This window comes from Cryobacterium sp. MLB-32, assembly GCF_000738085.1.
In the GTDB taxonomy this organism is placed as follows: domain Bacteria; phylum Actinomycetota; class Actinomycetes; order Actinomycetales; family Microbacteriaceae; genus Cryobacterium.
In genome coordinates this window covers 1-3,459 of the sequence record NZ_JPRS01000187.1, presented here as the reverse complement: position 1 = coordinate 3,459, position 3,459 = coordinate 1, and the positions used below count along the sequence as shown (strand labels likewise).

Sequence of the window (3,459 nt, the reverse complement as noted above, 5' to 3'; positions counted from 1 at the left end):
CCGGGCATGTGGGCCTTCGAGCGCGCCAACGCGCAGTTGCGCACCGAGCTCGCCGAGCTCGAGGAACGCACCCGCCGCCGCGACATCCTCTTCGACGACGAGGCCGTGTTCGAGTTCTACCAGCGACGCATCCCGGCCGAGGTGTCCTCCACCAAGAGCTTCGAGGGCTGGTGGCGCAAGGCGCGGCTTGAGACGCCGCAGCTGCTCACCATGACAGCGGACGCCCTCGTGGCCGACGACTCCCCCGAGATCGACGAGGGCGTGTTCCCACCCAGCTGGCAGCAGGGCGACCAGCGGCTCTCCCTCAACTACCGCTTCGAGCCGGGTGCGGAGGACGACGGCGTGTCCCGTGCGCGTTCCGCTGGCCCTGCTCGCTCGGCTCTCGCCGAACGGCTTCGACTGGCAGGTGCCCGGACTGCGCGCGGAACTTGTGACCGCCCTGATCAAGTCGCTGCCCAAGAACATTCGTCGCAATGTGGTGCCCGCGGCGGACTGGGCGGCCCGGTTGCTCGCCGAACTACCGCCGGAACCGGGAATCGTGCAGACCCTCCCCACCGAGGTCCCGGAGAAGTCGTTCGCGGCCACGCTCGCGGCGCTCATCCAAAAGCTGACCTATGTTCCGGTCACCGAGCGGGACTTCGACCTCAGCCGCATACCCTCGCACCTGCGAGTCACCTTCGAGGTCACCGACGAGCGCGGTCGCACGGTCGCATCCGACAAGGACCTCGCCGACCTGCAACGCCGGCTGGGCACACGGGTGCGCGACAGCGTCGCCAAAGCCACGAGCGCGGCGGCACCGGCGAACGCCATCGAACGCACGGGCCTCACCACCTGGGACTTCACCGAGCTGCCCCGCTTCCTCGATACCAAGCAGGGCGACAACACCATTCGCGGGTACCCGACGCTGGTCGACGACGGTGACTCGGTCTCCATCCGCATGATGAGCACCGAGATCGAGCAGGCGCGGGCCCTGCCCCGCGGCGTGCGGCGCCTGCTGCTGCTCGCCACACCGTCCCCGTCGGCGTATGTGCAGCAGCACCTGACCGCCGCCGAGAAACTCAGCCTGGCCACGAGCCCCTACAAGAACACTCCGGCCCTGTTCGAGGATTGCCTCGCCGCCGCCATCGACGATGTGCTCTACCGGGTGCGCCCCGACGGGCAGGTCTTCATGAAGGCCGAGTTCACCAACATCCGCGATCGGGTCTCGGGCGTCGTGATGGATTCCATGTTTGAAACGGTCGGCCTCGTCGCCCGCGTTCTCGCGGCCGGTCGCACCGCCGACAAGGCGCTCAAGGCTGCCACGAGCATGGCGCTGCTTCCGGGCATCAGCGATGCCCGCGGACAGTTGGCGGCCCTCATCTACCCGGGTTTCGTGAGCGAGACGGGGCTCGCCCAGTTGCGCCACCTGCCCCGGTATCTCGGCGGCATCAGCGCGCGCATCCCCAAGCTCGTCGACAATCCGGGCCGTGACCGGGTCTGGATGAACGAGGCCCAGGCGGCCACGACCAAGTTCGAGAATGCGGGCGGCACCATGCCGCTCGCCGCGGATGCCGCGGCGAACCTGGTACGCGCCCGCTGGATGATCGAGGAGCTGCGCATCAGCCTGTTCGCGCAGGAGCTGAAGGCCGCCGAGTCCGTCTCCCTGCAGCGCATCCAGAAGGTTCTCGTCGGCTAGGGCCGCCCCAGATCGCATAACTCCTGCGAATCGAGACGGCCCAGCCGGACTTCCGCGTGATTCCGGGGCAGAATTCTGGACGGCCGAGAATCTGCAGGAGTTATGCCATGAGGGTGGCCTGTGGGACGGCGGCTAGAGCACCTTCGAGAGGAAGGCCTGCGTGCGCTTGTGCTGCGGGTTGGTCAGCACCTCAGTGGGGTCCCCGGATTCAACGACCACGCCGCCGTCCATGAACACGAGCGAATCGGCGACCTCCTTGGCAAAGCCCATCTCGTGGGTGACCACGATCATGGTCATGCCGTCGCGAGCGAGGTTCTGCATCACGTCAAGAACCTCACCAACAAGCTCGGGGTCGAGCGCGCTGGTCGGCTCGTCGAAGAGCATGAGCTTGGGCTCCATCGCGAGCGCGCGGGCAATCGCCACGCGCTGCTGCTGACCGCCAGAGAGGTGAGCCGGGTAGTAGTCGGCCCGCTCCGCGAGACCGACCCGAGCCAGGAGGGCACGCGCATTCGCTTCGACGGATGCCTTCGAGAGCCCCTTCACCCGAATTGGCGCTTCCATCACGTTCTGCAGTGCGGTCATGTGCGGAAACAGGTTGAACCGTTGGAACACCATGCCGATATTGCGGCGCTGGCGGGCGGCTTCCTTGGGGTGCATCTCGTAGAGCTTGCCGTTCGACTCCCGATAGCCGATAAGGTCACCGTCCACGCTGAGACGACCGGCCGAGACGACCTCCAAGTGATTGATGCAGCGCAGGAAGGTGGACTTGCCCGAACCGCTCGGTCCGACCAGGCACATCACCTCGCCACGCTTGACCTCAAGGGAGATGCCCTTGAGCACCTCGTTGGAACCGAAGCTCTTGGAGACGGCCTCGGCCACCACCATGGGAACGGCCTTCGCCGTGCCCGTCGCTGTTGTATCGCTCATCGAGCATCTCCGTTCGGGGAATCGCTCGGCGGCTGGAGTGGCGGCTGCGCCGGCTTGGAGGGCACCACGACGGTCGGCTGTCCGCCGCCCGGAACATCGGGAACAACGGCGGTGAAGGCTCCGGTGGCGTCGTCCGCCTTGCGATCCGGTCGTCGATCCCCAATGCCCCGCGCGAAGCGCTTCTCCAGGAAGTACTGGCCCACCATAAGGATCGAGGTGAAGAACAGGTACCAAATCGACGCCACAATGAGCATGGGAACGGGGTTGAACGTCTCGGCGGAGATATCCCGCGAGCGCGTATAGAGCTCCAGCGTGAACGGGATGGCCGTGACGAGCGAGGTCGTCTTGAGCATCGAGATGACTTCGTTGCCGGCGGGAGGGATGATCACCCGCATCGACTGCGGAATAATGATGCGCGTCATGGTCTGGAACCAGCTCATTCCGAGCGCGGTGGCGGCCTCGTCCTGCCCGCTGTCCACGGACAGCAGTCCTGCCCGCACGATTTCCGCCATGTAGGCGGCCTCGTTGAGCGCGAGCCCGACGATTGCCAGCACGAACGCGCTCATGGCGACCTTGGTCGAGATCGACATCCACGGTTCCGTGAAGGGCAGTCCGATGTCGATGGACTGATAGATGGTGCCGATCAGGCCCCAGAACACGAGCTGCACGTAGATCGGGGTGCCACGGAAGATCCAGAGATACACCCAGGCGATGCTGTTGACCACCGGATTCGGTGACAGACGCATGACGGCGAGCACGACGCCCAGGATGATGGCGATGACCATCGAGTACACCGTCAGTTGCAGGGTGACGAAGGCGGCCTGGGAGATTCTCTGGTCGAAGAGGTATTTGGCCAC

Annotated in this window: 3 protein-coding genes and 1 pseudogene; 2 read left to right on the top strand and 2 right to left on the bottom strand. The window is 65.8% G+C overall.

What is annotated here, in order from left to right; translation table 11 throughout:
• Positions 1–6: 6 nt before the first annotated feature.
• Both JF66_RS25065 and JF66_RS15325 read left to right on the top strand, forming a co-directional pair.
• Positions 7–288, top strand: a pseudogene (locus JF66_RS25065) (DUF3418 domain-containing protein); the annotation flags it as partial.
• 61 nt (positions 289–349) lie between these two features.
• Complete coding sequence (locus JF66_RS15325; protein WP_051973609.1) at positions 350–1,675, top strand: DUF3418 domain-containing protein; 1,326 nt, start codon at positions 350–352, stop codon at positions 1,673–1,675.
• 132 nt (positions 1,676–1,807) lie between these two features.
• Here JF66_RS15325 and JF66_RS15320 read toward each other — a convergent pair whose 3' ends face one another.
• On the bottom strand, positions 1,808–2,560 hold the full coding sequence (locus JF66_RS15320) for an amino acid ABC transporter ATP-binding protein (protein ID WP_156109840.1): 753 nt from the start codon (positions 2,558–2,560) through the stop codon (positions 1,808–1,810).
• Positions 2,561–2,598: 38 nt separating this feature from the next.
• Positions 2,599–3,459 (bottom strand): amino acid ABC transporter permease (locus JF66_RS15315; RefSeq protein ID WP_156109839.1); only part of this gene is annotated, 861 nt, incomplete at its 5' end.

What these genes read in the sequence shown, in the direction of transcription:
- JF66_RS15320 (WP_156109840.1), bottom strand. Translation starts at nt 2,560, where the DNA reads ATGGTGGTGGCCGAGGCCGTCTCCAAGAGCTTCGGTTCCAACGAGGTG.